This window comes from Pseudomonas sp. JDS08PS003 (genome assembly GCF_045013505.1).
Lineage (GTDB): Bacteria > Pseudomonadota > Gammaproteobacteria > Pseudomonadales > Pseudomonadaceae > Aquipseudomonas > Aquipseudomonas protegens_B.
The window spans coordinates 96,381-114,424 of record NZ_CP120724.1; the positions used below are offsets into that span (position 1 = coordinate 96,381).

Here is an 18,044-nt window from a genome sequence, read left to right on the forward strand (position 1 = left end):
GTACGAACCTGTACAGAATCATCGATGCAAATCAGGAACCACTTTTCGAATTCGGTTAACTTCGGCGATCTAGCCGCTATCTATCGCTTTGATAACGATAAATTGACGATCTGCAACTTGAAGCTGTTACCCAAGGTCGCAGATCCATGGCGGGGGGGATAAAGGTAACGGCTGAAAGCCCTGCGTTGACAGGAGTTACCCACAGGCCAATCGCCCCGGCGCCGAGCACCGGGGTCGATCGTCAGCTACTTGCCGATGCAGAAGCTGGAAAAGATCCGTCCCAACAGGTCATCGGAGCTGAATGCCCCGGTAATTTCTCCCAGGGACTGCTGTGCCTGGCGCAGATCCTCGGCCAGCAGCTCTCCGGCACCGGCCAGGGTCAGCTGGGCCCGGCCGTGTTCCAGTGCGGCACTGGCATAGCGCAGGGCCTCCAAGTGCCGGCGGCGAGCACTGAAGCTGCTTTCGGAAGTCTGTTCATAACCCATGCAAGCCTTGAGATGCTCACGCAACAAGTCCAGGCCAACACCCGCGGACATGGCACTGAGGCTGATGGTGACGTGACCATCGTCACAGGTTTCCAGAGCGATGGGCTCGCCAGTCAGATCGGCCTTGTTGCGGATCAAGGTCACCTTGGCCGGGTCCGGACGCTGCTCAAGAAATTCTGGCCACAGGGCGAAGGGGTCAGCCGCCTCTGCTGCAGTGGCGTCCACCACCAGCAGTACCCGGTCGGCTTCACTGATGGCTTTTAGCGCACGTTCGACGCCGATCTTTTCCACTTGATCCTCGGTGTCCCGCAGGCCGGCGGTGTCCACCACGTGCAACGGCATGCCGTCGATGTGGATATGTTCCTTGAGTATGTCTCGAGTGGTGCCGGCGATATCGGTGACGATGGCCGCCTCGCGCCCGGCCAGGGCATTGAGCAGACTGGACTTGCCGGCGTTCGGGCGGCCAGCGATCACCACCGTCATGCCGTCACGGAGCAAGGCGCCCTGCCCGGCTTCCCTCAGTACTGTGGATAACTCGTCGCGTACCGCATCGAGCATGCTCAACACGTGGCCATCGGCGAGGAAGTCGATTTCCTCCTCGGGAAAATCGATCGCCGCTTCGACATAGATCCGCAGGGCAATCAGCTGTTCGGTCAAGTTATGCACACGCTGGGAGAATGCCCCCTGCAACGAGCGCAAGGCATTGCGCGCTGCCTGTGCGGAACTGGCTTCGATCAAGTCGGCAATGGCTTCGGCCTGGGCCAGGTCGAGCTTGTCATTGAGAAAGGCGCGCTCGCTGAACTCTCCAGGTCGGGCCAGGCGGCAGCCCAGCTCCAGGCAACGCTGCAACAACATGTCGAGAACGATGGGGCCGCCATGGCCCTGGAGCTCCAGCACATCTTCGCCGGTGAAGGAGTTCGGCCCAGGGAAATACAGGGCGATGCCTTCATCCAGCACATCTCCCTGTTCACTGAGAAAGGGGCCGTAATGCGCGAATCGCGGTTTCAATTCGCGGCCGCTGATGGCCTTGGCGGCCAGGCTCGCCAGGGGCCCGGAAATCCGTACGATGCCCACGCCACCGCGACCTTGGGCAGTGGCGACAGCGGCGATGGTTTCACGAGGGACATTCATAACCCGACATCCAGACAAAAGTGACAGATAGCAAAACGCCCCACTAGGGGGCGTCTTGTGTGGTTATCCACAGCGTAGGTCAGGCAGCTGCTTTCTTGGTAGCCGCTTCGATCTTACGAGTGATGTACCACTGTTGTGCGATCGACAGGCAGTTGTTCACTACCCAGTACAGCACCAGACCTGCAGGGAACCACAGGAAGAAGAAGGTGAAGATGATCGGCATCATTTTCATCACCTTGGCCTGCATCGGATCCGGAGGAGTCGGGTTCAACTGCTGCTGGATGAACATGGTGGCGCCCATGATGATCGGCAGGATGAAGAACGGATCCTTGATCGACAGGTCGGTAATCCACAGCATGAACGGTGCCTGGCGCATTTCCACGCTTTCCAGGAGTACCCAGTACAGGGACAGGAAGACCGGCATCTGCACCAGGATCGGCAAGCAGCCACCCAGCGGATTGATCTTCTCTTTCTTGTACAGCTCCATCATCGCCTGGGACATTTTCTGACGATCGTCGCCGAATTTTTCCTTCAGCGCGGCCAGTTTAGGTGCCACTGCACGCATACGTGCCATGGACTTGTAGCTGGCGGCCGACAGAGGGAAGAAGATCCCTTTGATCAGCATGGTCAGGAAAATGATCGACCAGCCCCAGTTACCCACCAGGCTGTGGATATGTTGCAGCAGCCAGAAGATGGGTTGGGCGATGAACCACAGGAAACCGTAGTCCACAGTCAGTTCAAGACCTGGGGACAACTCTTTCAGCACGGCCTGGCTTTTCGGACCGGCGTACAGAATGGCGCTGGTTTCAGCCTTGGCACCTGGAGCAACAGTCATCGAAGGGCCGGTGTAGCCAATGATGTAGTTGCCTTTGCTGTCTTTACGCGCCAGGACCTGGTTATTTTCGCCTTTTGGCGGAATCCAGGCCGTCACGAAGTAGTGTTGCAGCCAAGCTACCCAGCCACCCTGAACGTTTTCAGTGATTGGGGCCTTGGATTTATCCTCGTTCACCTTGTCCATGTCTTTCATGGACACTTTTTTGTACGGCTCGGAACTTGTCCACAGGGCTGCGCCCAGGTAAGTCGCGGTGCCGGTGGCGGTGCTGGAGGACGGATCGGAACTGGCGTCGCGCTTGAGCTGGGCGAACATCGCACCGGTCCAAGGTTGCGCGCTTTCGTTATCGATCAGGTAGGAAACGGTGATGTCATACAGGCCACGCTTCAGGGTGAAGCGCTTGATGTAGTTGACGCCGTCCTTGCTGAACTTCAGGTCGACGACCAATTGGTCCTGACCTTCAGCCAGTTGATAACTTTTCTTCTCTGCCGAGTAGATCGGGCGACCGGCCGGGTTGGCGTCCGGGCCGTTGCTGCCAATCAAGCCACTTTGTGCCAGATAAGTTCGCTCGTTGCCGTTATCGAACAGCTGGAAAGGAATTTCCGGGTGGTCCTGACGACGTGGATACAGTGGCAAACGCAGTTGCGCGATATCCCCACCTTGTGGATCGACAGCCAGGTCGAGCACATCCGTTTTGATCTGAATGAGATCTTTGCTTGCAGCAACCGGCGCTTCTGCGGGTGCAGTGGTATCGCTTGCGGCGCGTGGAATGTCGTCGTTGGCAGCGGGAGTGCCAGTTGGCGTATCCGGCAAGCCCGGAGCGGTCGTGCTGGAAGCAACATTCTGAGTCGGCAGGGCAGCCTGGCCATAATCCTGGTTCCATTTAAGAACCATGACATAGGACACGATTGCCAGGGCGACGATCAGGATCGTGCGTTTGATATCCATGATTACTCGGCCATCGAAGAAGAACGGGAGGTAGGGATAGGTGGAACCGGGTCATAACCACCGGGATTCCACGGATGACAGCGACCTAAACGACGAAAGGTCAGCCAGCCACCGCGTAGAAGGCCATGATTTTCGATGGCTTCCAACGCGTAGCAGGAACAACTGGGGTAGAAACGACAGTGATTGGCCATCAGAGGACTAATGGCATAGCGGTAAAACTGGATCGGAACGAGGGCCAGTTTACGCATCGGGACTGTCTACCCCTACAGTTTCGGATTTGACTGCTGGTTCCGGCTTGTTGCGCGCCAGACGTTTCCAGAGTTTGCCGAAATGCTGAATCAATTCGGGGTTTTCTACATCGCCCAAACCTTTACGCGCGACGATAACGATATCCCATCCGACCAGTGAGTCCTGGTGGAGACGAAACGATTCGCGCATCAGACGCTTGAGGCGATTGCGCTCAACGGAGAGTTTTACGCTCTTTTTCCCGATCACGAGCCCCAAACGGGGATGATCAAGATCGTTGTTGCGCGCAAGGAGCAGGAGATTTTTCCCCGGAACCTTGCCGGTAGGGGAGTCAAAGACCGCCTTGAAGTGCCGGGGGGTAAGCAGACGCTTTTCCCGACTGAAGTCCTGACTCACCTCCAGTGCCGGATTATCAAACTGCCAGACGCGCACGACCTTTGGCGCGACGACGCGACAGGACGGCACGACCGTTCTTGGTAGCCATGCGAGCACGGAAACCGTGGGTACGAGCGCGTTTGATAGTGCTTGGTTGGAAAGTACGTTTCATGTCGTGTTACCTGGTTCGTCCACAACGGGCCGGAATGGCCCCCGTTTTAAGAGACCGGCGATTCTAGAGAAAGCAAGCCTCTAGGTCAATTTCCAACCAGCTTTTCCTTTATCTATGTATGTCCGGGTCCAGGGTTGTGACTCAGGGTTGGCTAGATATAAAAATAAAGAAGGAAAGTATTTAAAGCTTTTCTGTAAAGCTTATAAAGGCTAGGGACGCTACCTTCTGTGGATAACTGCCTTTAGCCCTTATATTCCGTGCTGTACAGAGAATGACAACACGGTTGAGAAGCCGTGCTCTGCCTGTGCTGCGCTATCGGAAAAGCTGTGTGTGGAAAGGTAGGTTATCCACAGGCGAGTTATCCACTGAGTTTCACCCCGAGTTGTACAACGACCTCAAGTGGGGTTATCCACAGAGCTTATGCACATACCATTGGTCGTGTTTATTCGGGGTAAGGCGTTGATTCTTAGTGTCCTCAGGGCACGCTACATGTGGATAAGTGGACGGCTGATCGCTACAATGGCCGCTTGTTTTTGCCTCACCGGCTTTCAACTTAGGGGATATCCGTGTCAGTGGAACTTTGGCAGCAGTGCGTGGAGCTTCTGCGTGATGAGCTGCCTGCCCAGCAATTCAACACTTGGATCCGTCCGCTACAGGTCGAAGCCGAAGGCGACGAGTTGCGTGTTTACGCACCGAATCGTTTTGTTCTCGATTGGGTCAACGAAAAGTACCTGGGCCGCGTGCTCGAGCTGCTGGATGAACACGGCAACGGCACGGCGCCGGTTCTTTCCTTATTAATAGGCAGCAAACGCAGTTCGGCGCCGCGAGCCGCGCCTAATGCGCCGCTGGCCGCAGCCGCCTCCCAGGCGTTGCAGGCTGCGGCCGCCAATGCAGTCCCGGCCGCTCCCGCGCCGACTCAGGCCACCAGCTCTGCCCCGGCCAAGAAAGCCGCGGCGCAGAAGGCAGCCGAAGTCAGTGAAGAACCCTCTCGTGACAGCTTCGACCCGATGGCGGGCGCCAGCTCGCAGCAGGCACCGGTACGCGCCGAGCAGCGTACCGTCCAGGTAGAAGGTGCGCTCAAGCACACCAGCTACCTGAACCGCACCTTCACCTTTGAAAACTTCGTTGAGGGTAAGTCCAACCAACTGGCCCGGGCTGCGGCCTGGCAGGTGGCGGACAACCCCAAGCATGGCTACAACCCGCTCTTCCTTTATGGCGGCGTCGGTCTGGGTAAGACCCACTTGATGCACGCCGTGGGTAACCACCTATTAAAGAAGAATCCGAATGCCAAGGTCGTGTACCTGCATTCCGAGCGTTTTGTTGCGGACATGGTCAAGGCGCTGCAGCTCAACGCCATCAACGAATTCAAGCGTTTCTATCGTTCGGTCGACGCATTGCTGATCGACGACATCCAGTTCTTCGCCCGCAAGGAGCGTTCCCAGGAAGAGTTCTTCCATACGTTCAACGCCCTCCTCGAAGGCGGCCAGCAGGTGATTCTCACCAGCGACCGTTATCCGAAGGAAATCGAAGGCCTGGAAGAACGCCTCAAGTCCCGCTTCGGCTGGGGCCTGACGGTGGCGGTAGAACCTCCGGAGCTGGAAACCCGGGTGGCGATCCTGATGAAAAAGGCCGACCAGGCCAAGGTCGAACTGCCCCACGATGCGGCGTTCTTCATTGCTCAACGGATTCGTTCCAACGTCCGTGAACTGGAAGGCGCACTCAAGCGTGTCATCGCCCACTCGCACTTCATGGGGCGCGACATCACCATCGAGCTGATTCGCGAATCCCTGAAGGACCTGCTGGCCCTGCAGGACAAACTGGTGTCTGTGGATAACATCCAGCGCACCGTCGCCGAGTACTACAAGATCAAGATTTCCGATCTGCTGTCCAAGCGACGTTCGCGTTCGGTGGCTCGTCCACGGCAGGTGGCTATGGCCCTGTCCAAGGAGCTGACCAACCACAGCCTGCCGGAAATCGGCGATGTGTTCGGCGGTCGCGACCACACCACGGTTCTGCACGCCTGCCGCAAGATCAATGAACTTAAGGAATCCGACGCGGACATCCGCGAGGACTACAAGAACCTGCTGCGTACTCTGACCACTTGATGACTCCAACGCAGCTTATTAAGGCAAGGGACTAGACCATGCATTTCACCATTCAACGCGAAGCCCTGTTGAAACCCCTGCAACTGGTCGCCGGCGTCGTCGAACGCCGTCAGACCTTGCCGGTACTTTCCAACGTGCTGCTGGTTGTCGAAGGCCAGCAACTGTCGCTGACCGGTACCGACCTGGAAGTCGAGCTGGTCGGTCGTGTGCAACTTGAAGAGCCCGCAGAGCCGGGGGAAATCACCGTTCCCGCGCGCAAGCTGATGGACATCTGCAAGAGCCTGCCCAACGACGCGCTGATCGATATCAAGGTCGACGAGCAGAAACTGGTGGTGAAGGCCGGGCGTAGCCGCTTCACCCTGTCGACCCTGCCAGCCAACGACTTCCCTACCGTGGAAGAAGGCCCTGGCTCGCTGACCTGCCAGCTGGAGCAAAGCCGTCTGCGTCGCTTGATCGAACGCACCAGCTTCGCCATGGCCCAGCAGGACGTGCGCTACTACCTCAACGGCATGCTGCTGGAAGTGTCCGCCGGTATCATCCGCGCCGTGGCCACCGATGGTCACCGTCTGGCCATGTGCTCGATGCAGGCGGATATCGGCCAGCCGGATCGCCACCAGGTGATCGTGCCGCGTAAAGGCATCCTGGAGCTGGCCCGTCTGCTCACCGAGCCGGATGGCAACGTCAGCATCGTCCTGGGTCAGCACCACATTCGCGCCACTACCGGCGAGTTCACCTTCACCTCCAAGCTGGTGGACGGCAAGTTCCCTGACTACGAGCGCGTGCTGCCAAAAGGCGGTGACAAGCTGGTACTGGGTGACCGTCAGGCCCTGCGTGAAGCCTTCAGCCGTACCGCGATCCTGTCCAACGAGAAGTACCGCGGCATCCGTCTGCAACTGGCCAATGGTCAGTTGAAGATCCAGGCCAACAACCCGGAGCAGGAAGAAGCGGAAGAAGAAGTGGGCGTGGAGTACAACGGCGGCTCGCTGGAAATCGGCTTCAACGTCAGCTACCTGCTGGACGTGCTGGGGGTGATGACCACCGAACAGGTGCGCCTGATTCTTTCCGACTCCAACAGCAGTGCGCTGGTGCAGGAATCCGACAACGACGACTCGGCTTACGTTGTCATGCCGATGCGCCTGTAATCATGCTCAGCAGAAGCTAGATGTCCCTCAGTCGCGTCTCGGTCACCGCGGTGCGCAATCTGCACCCGGTGACCTTCTCCCCCTCTCCCCGCATCAACCTTCTCTATGGCGCCAACGGCAGTGGAAAAACCAGCGTGCTGGAAGCCATCTATCTGCTGGGGCTTGCCCGCTCGTTTCGCAGTGCCCGCCTGTTGCCGGTGATCCAGTATGAGCAGCTGGCCTGTACGGTCTTCGGCCAGGTGGAGTTGGCTCAGGGTGGGCACAGTAGCCTGGGGATATCTCGGGATCGTCAGGGGGAGTTCCAGATCCGTATCGACGGTCAGAATGCCCGCAGCGCGGCGCAGCTGGCAGAGATCCTGCCGCTGCAACTGATCAACCCGGATAGCTTTCGCCTGCTGGAAGGCGCTCCAAAGATCCGCCGGCAGTTCCTGGACTGGGGAGTGTTCCATGTGGAACCTCGCTTCATGTCCACCTGGCAGCGCTTGCAGAAGGCCCTGCGGCAGCGGAACTCATGGCTGCGGCATGGTACACTTGACGCCGCTTCGCAAGCGGCCTGGGACCGGGAACTGTGTCAGGCCAGCGCTGAAATCGATGAATACCGCCGCGCATACATCAAAGCCTTGAAACCAGTCTTTGAGCGGACCTTGGGCGAGTTGTTGCAGCTCGAGGGCCTGACGCTTAGCTATTACCGCGGTTGGGACAAGGAACGAGAGCTCAGTGAAGTCCTCGCGACCGCCCTGCACCGCGATCAGCAAATGGGTCATACCCAGGCCGGTCCACAACGTGCTGATTTGCGTCTGCGCTTAGGCGGACACAACGCCGCGGACATCTTGTCCCGTGGCCAGCAGAAGTTGGTGGTCTGTGCCTTGCGCATTGCCCAGGGGCACTTGGTGAGCCAGGCCCGTCGCGGTCAGTGTATTTATCTGGTGGATGACTTGCCGTCCGAGTTGGACGAGCAGCATCGCCGCGCACTTTGTCGCTTGTTGGAAGACTTACGCTGCCAGGTGTTTATCACCTGTGTAGACCACGAATTATTGAGGGAAGGCTGGCAGACGGAAACGCCAGTCGCTTTGTTCCACGTGGAACAAGGCCGTATCACCCAGACCCACGACCATCGGGAGTGAAGGCATGAGCGAAGAAAATACGTACGACTCGACCAGCATCAAGGTGCTGAAAGGTTTGGATGCCGTACGCAAACGTCCCGGTATGTACATTGGCGACACCGATGACGGCAGCGGTCTGCACCACATGGTGTTCGAGGTGGTCGATAACTCCATCGACGAAGCGCTGGCCGGCCACTGCGACGACATCAGCATCATCATCCACCCGGACGAATCCATCACCGTTCGCGACAATGGTCGCGGCATCCCGGTCGATGTGCATAAAGAAGAAGGCGTCTCGGCGGCAGAGGTCATCATGACCGTGCTCCACGCTGGCGGTAAGTTCGACGATAACTCCTACAAGGTCTCCGGCGGTCTGCACGGCGTAGGTGTGTCGGTAGTGAACGCCCTGTCCGAAGAGCTGATCCTCACTGTGCGCCGCAGCGGCAAGATCTGGGAACAGACCTATGTCCACGGTGTTCCGCAAGAGCGGATGAAGATCGTTGGCGACAGCGAAACCACCGGTACCCAGATCCACTTCAAGCCTTCGGCTGAAACCTTCAAGAACATCCACTTCAGCTGGGACGTCCTGGCCAAGCGGATTCGTGAACTGTCCTTCCTCAACTCCGGCGTCGGCATCATCCTCAAGGATGAGCGCAGCGGCAAGGAAGAGCTGTTCAAGTACGAAGGTGGCCTGCGGGCGTTTGTTGAATACCTGAACACCAACAAGACAGCGGTCAACCAGGTGTTCCACTTCAACATCCAGCGTGAAGACGGCATTGGCGTGGAAATCGCCCTGCAGTGGAACGACAGCTTCAACGAGAACCTGTTGTGCTTCACCAACAACATTCCACAGCGCGATGGTGGCACCCACTTGGTGGGCTTCCGTTCTGCTCTGACTCGTAACCTGAACACCTACATCGAAGCCGAAGGCCTAGCCAAGAAGCACAAGGTTGCCACCACCGGTGACGACGCTCGTGAAGGCCTGACCGCGATCATCTCGGTGAAGGTGCCGGACCCTAAGTTCAGCTCCCAGACCAAGGACAAGCTGGTCTCTTCCGAAGTGAAGACCGCTGTTGAACAGGAGATGGGCAAGTACTTCTCCGACTTCCTGCTGGAAAACCCCAACGAAGCCAAGTTGGTGGTGGGCAAGATGATCGACGCTGCTCGTGCTCGTGAAGCGGCGCGTAAAGCCCGTGAAATGACCCGTCGTAAAGGCGCGCTGGATATCGCCGGCCTGCCGGGCAAACTGGCGGACTGCCAGGAAAAGGACCCTGCCCTGTCCGAACTCTACCTGGTGGAAGGTGACTCTGCTGGCGGCTCCGCCAAGCAGGGACGCAACCGCAAGACCCAGGCGATCCTGCCACTCAAGGGCAAGATCCTCAACGTAGAGAAAGCTCGCTTCGACAAGATGATCTCCTCGCAAGAGGTCGGCACCTTGATCACCGCACTGGGCTGCGGCATCGGCCGCGAAGAGTACAACATCGACAAGCTGCGTTATCACAACATCATCATCATGACCGATGCTGACGTCGACGGTTCGCACATCCGTACCTTGCTGCTGACCTTCTTCTTCCGTCAGCTGCCGGAGCTGATCGAGCGCGGCTACATCTACATCGCCCAGCCTCCGCTGTACAAGGTCAAGAAAGGCAAGCAAGAGCAATACATCAAAGACGACGAGGCCATGGAAGACTACATGACCCAGTCGGCTCTGGAAGATGCCAGCCTGCACCTGAACGACGAAGCTCCGGGGATCTCCGGCGAGGCGCTGGAGCGTCTGGTCAACGATTTCCGCATGGTAATGAAAACCCTCAAACGCCTGTCGCGCCTGTACCCGCAGGAACTGACCGAGCACTTCATCTACCTGCCGGCCGTGACCATGGAGCAACTGTCCGATCACGCCGCCATGCAGGATTGGCTGGCCAAGTACGACGCCCGCCTGCGCACCTCCGAGAAGTCGGGCCTGGTCTACAAGGCCAGCCTGCGGGAAGACCGTGAGCGTAATGTCTGGCTGCCAGAGGTCGAGCTGATCTCCCACGGCCTGTCCAACTACGTCACCTTCAACCGCGACTTCTTCGGCAGCAACGACTACAAGACCGTGGTCTCCCTGGGCGCTCAATTGAGCACCCTGCTGGACGAGGGCGCGTATGTTCAGCGCGGCGAGCGCAAGAAGGCCGTGACCGAGTTCAAGGAAGCCTTGGACTGGCTGATGGCGGAAAGCACCAAGCGTCACACCATCCAGCGATACAAAGGTCTGGGCGAGATGAACCCTGACCAGCTGTGGGAAACCACCATGGACCCAAGCATGCGCCGCATGCTCAAGGTGACCATCGAAGACGCCATCGGCGCCGACCAGATCTTCAACACCCTGATGGGTGATGCGGTCGAGCCACGTCGCGACTTCATCGAAAGCAATGCCCTGGCGGTGTCCAACCTGGACTTCTGATCCAGGGACACAGCTGAAAATAAAAAGGCCGACGCTTGCGTTGGCCTTTTTTATTGGCAGATTGTTCAATCCCTCATCCATAACGATTTACGTTTTTATCCGGACAAGGCAGTCATGGCGAATGCTCAAGAAAATCATTGAAGATGAATATGCCGGTAATCGTTGCCACACTCATGAGTGGTTGAACCCCGATTCGACGCAGGTGCTGTCCGCGCTCAACCGCCTGGACGGAAAGGCTTTCAGCTCGACGGTTTTTTTCTTCAGCGACGAGACCCTGATGCATATCGGAGGCGGTGCTGCCGATCAGTATGTGGTCTTTATCGCCCAGGACGTCGACCAATCGTTGCAGACCCTGCTCAGCGCAGACAGTCCTGACGATCAGCGGGTTGAATTGGTCGCAGGCGGCCAGTCCGGCAGTTACCCTCGGTATCAGTGTGTGGTTAAAGAGCGAGCGAGACAGGCCCTGGCTTATTTCTCGGCCTACGGCTCGGCTGATCCCGATCTGGCCTGGGAAGTGGAAAGCTAACTGGACAATAAGGACGTTGACCTTGGCAGGTACAAGCAGCCACCTATTCGATGAAGCACGCTTCCCCATCGCCTGGCGGTTCAATGCCGCAGATTGTGGTCTGAGTGCTGACGACAAACAGCGTGTTGTGCTGTTTGATCAGGCAGAGTCACAGGTGCTGTGGGACCGGTTCATTCCAGTGCCCAGTCTGATCACTGGGTTGCCCAGCCTGTTTCAATGCCATGAAAAAACCACGCTGGATTTTGCCCAGCGCGGTGAGTCGTCATTGTTCTTCGAGCGGCGGCTAAGCCCGGAGGCAGGCTTGTTCTGGCTGTTCTGGGGCAGGTGCTGCGCAGCACAGGTGCCCAGGGATATTTTTATAAAATGCTGGGACGACTTTTTCTATCCGTCCGATGAGAATACGGCCCTGGTCATGCCGGGCAGTGCAGAGGTCATGTTTTCCTTCGAGGAAAACCTCTTTTACGGACAGTTTGTGAGGCCCATGGCGGCGCCTTTGTGAGATGGGATGGAGACTCGACAGCAGCACATGCTTCGAGACGTGTTTGTCGGGCCGTTGACCCCGCTACGCGGCTGAGCCCGACTCGGCTCTTTTCACCCTTGGTAAAAACAGCAATCGCTCGGAAATTTGTTATGGATGATGAAAACCAGGAAATATCGATCCGGGTTGTTGCGGGGCAGAACAGCCACGGCCCGGTCTATGAGCCGCTGCATGTACGGCGGATCGATGAAGACAGTTACGAGATTCTCTATTCACCAGGGCTGACGCTGAACCTGGCCAAGGGCGACATTATCTCGATCAAGGACCCGCAGGCCCCCGCCGTGGTGCTCAAGCGTGGCGGCAACTTCTGCATCCATATTTATGCGGATCACATCCCTGAGGAATACATAGTTGCCCTGGCGGCGGATGTGGCGAGCGAATTGGGCGGCATGCTCGACGGGCGCCATAAGGGCAATCTGACATTGTCGGTGCCGGCGCGAAACGGCATGGACAACATCGCCCTGTTCTTCAACCGCTTCCGCGAGACCACGGGCATCGAGTGGTACTACGCCAACATCTACAAAAACCTCGATGACACCGATGACGAGACCTTGCTCAATTGGTGGCTGGCCCAATGAACGAAACACAGCAGCTTATCTGTGAACGCTACGACCTTGCTCCCCAGGCACCGGAGCCGATGATTGCACTGGCCACCCGCTCCCTTGCGCAGTCGCCCATCTATGGCACCCGGATCGAGTTGCCGGAGAACGGCACGGTCAGTTGGTTTATCCACTGCGGCGAACATTCCACAGCCGTGGATTTCTACCAGCCTCTGTGCGCCGAGCATCTGCTCGAGCTGTTGCCGGAGGTGATCGATTACCTGTATCTGCCGAGCGGGACGCGTTTCATCATCGACCGCGCCGGCTATGAAGATGTCTGGCAGGACCCGCAATGATATCAAGCCGCTTTTGACGGCAAGCAGTCAGTTACCCTGCTCGTCAGGCGACGTGACACTTTCCAGCCGGTAGCCGTAGCCGTAGATCGTCAGCAACTGCCAGCCACGATCCGCGGTCAGTCCGAGCTTGTTGCGCAGACGGTAGATGTGGGTATCCAGGGGCCGTGAGGAGACGATTTCCTCGTGGGTCCAGAAACGCTCGTACAGGTACTCCCGTGACAGCGGGCGACCCAGGTTGGCGAACAGGCAGCGGGCCAGGCGGTATTCGCGCTCGGTCAGGCTGATGGGGGCACCGGCACGAGTGACGGTCAGTTCGGCGTCATCGAAACTCAGGTCATTGAAGGTCAGGACCTCCTCGCTGTTGCTGCGCTGCAGGCCGTGGCGGCGCAGCACCGCATTGACCCGGGCCTTGAGTTCGTTGGGACGAAAAGGCTTGCTCAGGTAGTCATCGGCGCCGGTGTTCAGGGCCTGGACGATATCGCTCTCGGCATCACGGCTGGTGAGCATGATGGCCGCCGGAGGCGAGTCCATGTGCTCCCGGGTCCAGCGCAGCAACGACAGGCCGCTGAGGTCCGGCACTTGCCAGTCGAGAATCAGCAGGTCGAAGGTTTCCCGCCGCAGTTGGCGTAACAGGTTCTCCCCCCGTTCGAAACTGTGCAGGGTCCAGGACTGTTCGCCCGGGCCGGGAATTTCTCGCAGTGTCTGTTCCACCCGTGCCAGTTCTGCGGGTTCGTCATCCAGTATTGCGACACGCATGCGAGGCAGTTCCTTATGGTTCGAGAGTGCCCGAAGCAGCCGCTTGTGTGCTTCAGGCAGAGGGGAAGTTTAGGCGCCTTGCCTGATTCTGAACAATTGTGGCGAATTGCTCTTGAGCCCCTGGTCCCTCGGTACGCTGATATCAAATAGCCGGTAAGGCACCCGGAGCACGGGTGCCTGCGGGCTACTGCAACAGCACGATACCGGCTCGCACAAGCAAGGAAAAGAACCATGGGGAACATGCTCAGGAAAGGCCAGGTCGCGCTTGTCAGAATGTTCAGTGGCGACGACCCGGTGCGCCTCTTCAGCTTGATGCTGGCTGCTTATCTGGGGATAAGTGCCAGTGCATTGCCTTCGTTGACCAATGCTCGCTATCAGGCACCGAGCGTCGAGGGCTACCACCCGACGACAGTCTTGCCCATCAGCAGTGAATCGACCCTGACCCTGGACGCCGAACCGGTTATAGGACGGATAGCGCTACCTTCGGGTCAGCAGCAACCCGCGCCGCGGTGGGTCTTCTAAGAGGGCACGGCGATGATTCTGAACAAATATTGCAAATCCGTCGCAGCCTCCCGGCCAGCGTTACATTGCCTCCCGCTGAGTGGCACACGGGGGCACCTGGAAGTGCTCCGACACAGGGAGTGTCAACCGCCAGGCTGGCGGCACAACGCGCGCTTGCGTGCGTCGTTGAAGGGGAATACAGGGAGTGCCTCCTCAGGACTTTGGGCCGGGCGACCTGTCGCCTCGGTTCCGACACAGGGACGTGTCACTTTCTTTTGTCCCTGTGTTCTTCCCTCCCGGTTCCGACTCGCCCCCTCTCCTTGGGCGACGCCCCGCAGCGTCCGGCTTTCTGCCCATGCGCTGCCTCAGGTATGGTGCGTAGGATTTCGCCGTGGTTTTCCCAAAGGCTCAAAGCATATTCATGAATGACCTCTGCCCTTCTCCGTCCGTTGGCCGGTTGCAGGTGGCGTGCGCCGCATTGCTGCTAGTGGGCCTGAGCCTGCCACTGAGTGCCGTGCAGGCCGCCCCGCAACGCCTTCCCTATATAGATGACAACCAGCAATGCCGTGGCCAGCCCTTGCCGGCTACCGTCGAGCATCTGACCGGTGACGCCTGGAAACTGGATGCCAAGGGCCGCGAGGTGGCCCTGGAAGAAGGCATGAGCATCGATGAGAAAGAAGGGGTGAAAACCTCGCCATCGGCTTTCGTCAGCCTGTCCCTCGGCGATGGTTCGCGAGTGGTATTGCCCTCCAGTTCCCAGGTCACCCTGCAACTGAATACGCAATACAGCATTCCTCAGGTGGTCCTGGAACAGGGCCAGATCGAATCCTATGTGATCAAGCGCAACAGCGACCACGACCGCTTCCAGATCGTGACCCCCGTAGGCGTGTTGGGGGTACGGGGTACGCACTTCCGGGTGCGTAATGATGATCAGCAATCCCTGGTGGAGGTGCTCAACGGTCAGGTGGCGGTGAGCCGCGAAGACGAGCCGCCGAGCAAGGCAGCTCGGCGTTCCGGCAAGCGCGCTGTGGATAAACCGGCAGGTCCGCTGCCGGGGGAAGTCCAGGTCATGGCACGCCAGGGATTGCGCATTCAGAAGCAGGGCGACCTCAAACCGGTGGAACTGCTAGCCGCGCCCCGGCTGCTGGGACAGGCCGGACAAACCGGCGCCCTGCCCGTCTGGCAACTGATCCTGCAACCTTTGCCGGGCGCCCGTCGCTATCGGGCACAGGTGGCCACGGACAAGGATTTCCTGAACATCAAGCAGGAACAGTTCTCCAGCACCCCGGAAGTGAACTTCACTGGCCTGAAGGCGTTTTTCTATCATGTACGGCTCTCGGCATTCGACGAGCATGGCCTGGAAGGAGAAACCGGGGTCTATGACATCTTCTACTACCCCAGGACCACTCGTGTTCAATAACCCGTCGGCGGGCCGTCGATGAGTCTCTGGAAGCAACGGGCCAACGGCCGTGAACCGACCCAGGCCCAGCGCCTGTTTCGCCGCCTGGTACGTGAATGGTTGTGGGTCGGCCTGATTCTTCTGCCCCTGACCGCTGTACTGTCCCTGAGCCACGGCCTGGCTTTGAACAACCTGTTCTATGACAACCTGCGACGCTTTACCCCGCTGCCGGTAGACCCGCGCATTCTGTTGGTGACCATCGACGACTACAGCCTGCAGCAATTGGGACGTTGGCCCTGGCCGCGGGCGATCCATGGACAGTTGCTGGACCGGCTGACGGACGCCAAGGTCAAAGGCGTGCTGTTTGATGTAATCCTCAGCGAGCCCGGCAGCACTGTGGAAAACGACACGCGGCTGGCCGCCGCCCTGTGTCGCGCCGGCACGGTGTTCCTGCCGGTGCTGCGCGAGGGTGCCGCTCGTTACGGCCAGGACCTGGAGGAGATCTCTCCGGTGCCGGTGCTGCGCCACTGTGCTCGGGGCCTGGGGCACATCAACGCTGAAGCGGATGCCGACGGTACGGTGCGCAGTGTCTACCTGCGGGAAGGTCCGCAGCAGGCGCCGCGAGCGCAGCTGACCTGGTTGCTCTACCAGCTCACCGAAGCCGACCCGCTGTCGCCGCTGATGCCGGGCCCCGGAACTGCGCAGATCGCCAGGGGCTGGCTGCGAGCCAACCCGGTACGTATTGGCTTTATCGACAAGGCGGCGGGTTTTCCCAGCGTGCCCTATGTCAGCGTGCTGCGTGGCGAAGTGCCGGCCGAGTTGCTGCGTGACCGGTTGATCCTGGTGGGGTCCACCGCACCGGGGCTGGGCGACCGTTACGTCACCCCGCAATCCGGCAGTCAGGGCACCACCCCGGGCGTGGAGATCCAGGCCAACCTGCTCAATGGCCTGTTGCAGCATCGCAGCATCGTCGCCCTGGGCCAGTGGTCGGGGATGCTGTGGTCCATGGCCCTGACCGCAGCCTTGCTGGGATTGTTGCTGTGGCGTCCGCGCCACGCCTTGTGGATAACCCTGGGTTGCATGGGCCTGGCCCTGTTGGGATCGGTGCTGATGCTGCGTTTGGGCTACTGGTGGTCGCCGGTGGCTAGCCTGCTGGGCATGCTGCTGGCGTACCTGATCTGGAACTGGCGTCGGCTCAGCGTGATCCTGGCCTATTTCGGTTGGGAGCTGGAGCGCCTGGACAGCGAGCCCAAGGTGTTGCCGGAGCGCCGTCGTAGCCAGACCCCTGTCGGTGATGTGCTGCAAGGGCAGATCGTTGCTCTGGAACAGGCCCTGAGCCGGACCCGGGATACCCGGCGCTTTATCGCCGATGGCTTGGAATACCTGCCGGTGGCGACCCTGATCAGCGATCCGGACGGCAAGATTCTGCTGGCCAACCGCAATGCCCGGGAAGTGTTCGCCCACTCACTGGTCGGGCAGCCCTTGATCGCGCAATTGGCCGCCCTGGGCTATCCAGGCCTGACCGAACCTGCGGTGTATCCCAGTCTTGAGCAACTGACGGCGTTGGAGTTTCGCGACATCCAGCAACGTAGCCTGCGCATGGAACTGGCGCCGCTGTTGCCGGTGGACAGTGACAACGCCATCGGTTGGTTATTGAGCTTCACCGACCTCAGCGTCGAGCGGGACGCCGAACAGCAACGTGGCGTACTGCTGCGATTTCTATCCCATGATCTGCGCGCGCCCCATTCGGCGATCCTCGCGCTGCTGGACGTGCAGAGCCGCCAGCCTTCGCCGCCCAGGCAGGTCTACAGCCAGATCGAGCAACAGGTGCGTCGAGCCCTGGGGCTGACCGAGGCATTCGTGCAATTGGCCAAGGCCGAGTCGGAGGCCTATCAGTTTGCACCGAGCATGTTTGCCATGCTGGTCCTGGATGCCTTCGACCAGGCCACGACCCTGGCCCAGTTGAAGAATATCCACCTGGTGCACGATCTCGATGAGGAAGGCGAGAGCATGATCCTGGCGGATCAGTCGCTGCTGACCCGGGCCCTGTTCAATCTGCTGGAAAACGCCATCAAGTACAGCCCGGCGAATTCCACCGTCAATGTTCAGGTGAGTTGTGCCGAGGGCTGGCTGCGTTGCGAAATCATCGACCAGGGCCGGGGCATTGCGGCCCAGGACCTGCCCCTGCTATTCGGTCAGTACCAGCGGTTTGCCTCAGCCAAGGGCATCGATGGCCTGGGCCTGGGACTGTCCATGGTCAAGGCGGTGGTGGACCGGCATCAAGGGCGGATCAGTTGCCGCAGCGAGGTGGGCCAGGGCTCATGTTTCATCCTTGAGCTGCCCTTGTTGGAGGAATAAGAGCGCGGGGATATTCCAGGCGAAAAAAAACCGGCATCAAGGCCGGTTTTTTGGGTAGCGGTAAAACTTATGCACGTTTTTCCACATTT

At 59.1% G+C, this 18,044-nt stretch carries 17 protein-coding genes; 11 read left to right on the forward strand and 6 right to left on the reverse strand.

Annotated features, from left to right (window positions below; genetic code table 11):
- Positions 1-245 precede the first annotated feature (245 nt).
- The 5 genes from mnmE to rpmH all read right to left on the reverse strand — a co-directional run bounded on the left by mnmE (position 246) and on the right by rpmH (position 4,189).
- Positions 246-1,616, reverse strand: coding sequence for a tRNA uridine-5-carboxymethylaminomethyl(34) synthesis GTPase MnmE (mnmE, locus tag P7C00_RS00455; protein WP_346634711.1), 1,371 nt, complete (start codon positions 1,614-1,616; stop codon positions 246-248).
- 79 nt (positions 1,617-1,695) lie between these two features.
- Positions 1,696-3,396: a membrane protein insertase YidC gene (gene yidC, locus P7C00_RS00460; RefSeq protein WP_041120515.1), complete on the reverse strand. Its 1,701-nt coding sequence runs from the start codon at positions 3,394-3,396 to the stop codon at positions 1,696-1,698.
- Positions 3,397-3,398: 2 nt separating this feature from the next.
- Positions 3,399-3,644: a membrane protein insertion efficiency factor YidD gene (yidD, locus tag P7C00_RS00465; RefSeq protein ID WP_003213574.1), complete on the reverse strand. Its 246-nt coding sequence runs from the start codon at positions 3,642-3,644 to the stop codon at positions 3,399-3,401.
- Positions 3,637-4,038 (reverse strand): ribonuclease P protein component, encoded by a 402-nt coding sequence (rnpA, locus tag P7C00_RS00470; protein WP_197662869.1) that lies wholly within the window; start codon positions 4,036-4,038, stop codon positions 3,637-3,639. Before rnpA ends, yidD begins: the two co-directional genes overlap by 8 nt.
- A 16-nt stretch (positions 4,039-4,054) precedes the next feature.
- Positions 4,055-4,189: a 50S ribosomal protein L34 gene (rpmH, locus tag P7C00_RS00475; RefSeq protein ID WP_003213577.1), complete on the reverse strand. Its 135-nt coding sequence runs from the start codon at positions 4,187-4,189 to the stop codon at positions 4,055-4,057.
- Positions 4,190-4,755: 566 nt separating this feature from the next.
- Between rpmH and dnaA the strand changes: the two genes are divergently transcribed.
- The 8 genes from dnaA to P7C00_RS00515 all read left to right on the forward strand — a co-directional run bounded on the left by dnaA (position 4,756) and on the right by P7C00_RS00515 (position 12,941).
- Entirely contained in the window at positions 4,756-6,294 is a 1,539-nt protein-coding gene (gene dnaA, locus P7C00_RS00480) for a chromosomal replication initiator protein DnaA (protein ID WP_346634710.1), read from the forward strand.
- Positions 6,295-6,332: 38 nt separating this feature from the next.
- Positions 6,333-7,436, forward strand: coding sequence for a DNA polymerase III subunit beta (dnaN, locus tag P7C00_RS00485; RefSeq protein WP_011058392.1), 1,104 nt, complete (start codon positions 6,333-6,335; stop codon positions 7,434-7,436).
- 20 nt (positions 7,437-7,456) lie between these two features.
- Positions 7,457-8,560, forward strand: a complete 1,104-nt coding sequence (recF, locus tag P7C00_RS00490) for a DNA replication/repair protein RecF (RefSeq protein ID WP_404937967.1) — start codon at positions 7,457-7,459, stop codon at positions 8,558-8,560.
- A gap of 4 nt (positions 8,561-8,564) precedes the next feature.
- Positions 8,565-10,982, forward strand: coding sequence for a DNA topoisomerase (ATP-hydrolyzing) subunit B (gene gyrB, locus P7C00_RS00495; protein WP_123723708.1), 2,418 nt, complete (start codon positions 8,565-8,567; stop codon positions 10,980-10,982).
- Positions 10,983-11,103: 121 nt separating this feature from the next.
- Positions 11,104-11,508 carry a histidine kinase gene (locus tag P7C00_RS00500; RefSeq protein WP_346634708.1) on the forward strand — a complete coding sequence of 135 codons (405 nt, stop codon included), beginning with the start codon at positions 11,104-11,106 and terminating at the stop codon, positions 11,506-11,508.
- Between the two features lie 22 nt (positions 11,509-11,530).
- The gene (locus P7C00_RS00505) at positions 11,531-12,007 is read left to right on the forward strand and encodes a hypothetical protein (protein WP_404937968.1); all 477 of its coding nucleotides are present in this window, start codon (positions 11,531-11,533) and stop codon (positions 12,005-12,007) included.
- 131 nt (positions 12,008-12,138) lie between these two features.
- Positions 12,139-12,624 (forward strand): DUF4265 domain-containing protein, encoded by a 486-nt coding sequence (locus tag P7C00_RS00510; RefSeq protein ID WP_346634706.1) that lies wholly within the window; start codon positions 12,139-12,141, stop codon positions 12,622-12,624.
- On the forward strand, positions 12,621-12,941 hold the full coding sequence (locus P7C00_RS00515; protein WP_346634705.1) for a hypothetical protein: 321 nt from the start codon (positions 12,621-12,623) through the stop codon (positions 12,939-12,941). The genes P7C00_RS00510 and P7C00_RS00515 overlap by 4 nt, the downstream gene beginning before the upstream one ends.
- Before the next feature lie 27 nt (positions 12,942-12,968).
- Here the strand turns inward: P7C00_RS00515 and P7C00_RS00520 are convergent, their stop codons facing one another.
- A complete protein-coding gene (locus P7C00_RS00520; RefSeq protein ID WP_404937969.1) occupies positions 12,969-13,697 on the reverse strand; it encodes a response regulator transcription factor in 729 nt (242 codons plus the stop codon).
- 231 nt (positions 13,698-13,928) lie between these two features.
- Here P7C00_RS00520 and P7C00_RS00525 point away from each other — a divergent pair, with 231 nt between their 5' ends.
- The 3 genes from P7C00_RS00525 (at position 13,929) to P7C00_RS00535 (ending at position 17,955) form a co-directional block, all read left to right on the forward strand.
- Positions 13,929-14,219 carry a hypothetical protein gene (locus tag P7C00_RS00525; protein WP_346634703.1) on the forward strand — a complete coding sequence of 97 codons (291 nt, stop codon included), beginning with the start codon at positions 13,929-13,931 and terminating at the stop codon, positions 14,217-14,219.
- 400 nt (positions 14,220-14,619) lie between these two features.
- Positions 14,620-15,618 carry a FecR domain-containing protein gene (locus tag P7C00_RS00530; protein WP_346634702.1) on the forward strand — a complete coding sequence of 333 codons (999 nt, stop codon included), beginning with the start codon at positions 14,620-14,622 and terminating at the stop codon, positions 15,616-15,618.
- An 18-nt stretch (positions 15,619-15,636) separates the two neighbouring features.
- Positions 15,637-17,955, forward strand: a complete 2,319-nt coding sequence (locus P7C00_RS00535) for a CHASE2 domain-containing protein (protein ID WP_404937970.1) — start codon at positions 15,637-15,639, stop codon at positions 17,953-17,955.
- Positions 17,956-18,044: the final 89 nt, after the last annotated feature.

Coding starts and splice junctions, on each gene's coding strand:
- mnmE (WP_346634711.1), bottom strand. CDS start 1,616: ATGAATGTCCCTCGTGAAACCATCGCCGCTGTCGCCACTGCCCAAGGT.
- yidC (WP_041120515.1), bottom strand. CDS start 3,396: ATGGATATCAAACGCACGATCCTGATCGTCGCCCTGGCAATCGTGTCC.
- yidD (WP_003213574.1), bottom strand. CDS start 3,644: ATGCGTAAACTGGCCCTCGTTCCGATCCAGTTTTACCGCTATGCCATT.
- rpmH (WP_003213577.1), bottom strand. CDS start 4,189: ATGAAACGTACTTTCCAACCAAGCACTATCAAACGCGCTCGTACCCAC.
- dnaN (WP_011058392.1), top strand. CDS start 6,333: ATGCATTTCACCATTCAACGCGAAGCCCTGTTGAAACCCCTGCAACTG.
- recF (WP_404937967.1), top strand. CDS start 7,457: ATGTCCCTCAGTCGCGTCTCGGTCACCGCGGTGCGCAATCTGCACCCG.
- gyrB (WP_123723708.1), top strand. CDS start 8,565: ATGAGCGAAGAAAATACGTACGACTCGACCAGCATCAAGGTGCTGAAA.
- P7C00_RS00500 (WP_346634708.1), top strand. CDS start 11,104: ATGCTCAAGAAAATCATTGAAGATGAATATGCCGGTAATCGTTGCCAC.
- P7C00_RS00510 (WP_346634706.1), top strand. CDS start 12,139: ATGGATGATGAAAACCAGGAAATATCGATCCGGGTTGTTGCGGGGCAG.
- P7C00_RS00515 (WP_346634705.1), top strand. CDS start 12,621: ATGAACGAAACACAGCAGCTTATCTGTGAACGCTACGACCTTGCTCCC.
- P7C00_RS00520 (WP_404937969.1), bottom strand. CDS start 13,697: ATGCGTGTCGCAATACTGGATGACGAACCCGCAGAACTGGCACGGGTG.
- P7C00_RS00525 (WP_346634703.1), top strand. CDS start 13,929: ATGGGGAACATGCTCAGGAAAGGCCAGGTCGCGCTTGTCAGAATGTTC.
- P7C00_RS00530 (WP_346634702.1), top strand. CDS start 14,620: ATGAATGACCTCTGCCCTTCTCCGTCCGTTGGCCGGTTGCAGGTGGCG.
- P7C00_RS00535 (WP_404937970.1), top strand. CDS start 15,637: ATGAGTCTCTGGAAGCAACGGGCCAACGGCCGTGAACCGACCCAGGCC.